Annotated in this window: 1 protein-coding gene; it reads left to right on the top strand. The window is 54.7% G+C overall.

What is annotated here, in order from left to right:
- Window positions 1-59: 59 nt before the first annotated feature.
- Window positions 60-208 (top strand): hypothetical protein (locus ACQ4LH_RS21465; protein ID WP_430698990.1); only part of this gene is annotated, 149 nt, incomplete at its 3' end.

Below are 208 nucleotides of genomic sequence, written 5' to 3'. Positions count from 1 at the left end.
CGGAATCCGATATCGCTCATTCCGTCTCGGGGGCTGGGATATGTATAAAAGAGACRCCCATGTACGTATACGACCAGTACGACMAAAAAATCGWCGAAGACCGCGTCAAGCAGTATCGCRATCAAMCCCGCCGTTACCTCGCTGGTGAACTGAGCGGTGAAGAATTCCGCCCGCTGCGCCTGCAGAATGGCCTGTACATCCAGCGCAT

This window comes from Pseudomonas peli (assembly GCF_050563605.1).
Lineage (GTDB): Bacteria > Pseudomonadota > Gammaproteobacteria > Pseudomonadales > Pseudomonadaceae > Aquipseudomonas > Aquipseudomonas peli_A.
Note: the sequence above shows the minus strand (reverse complement) of the source record. Positions and strands in the feature narration are given on the sequence as shown.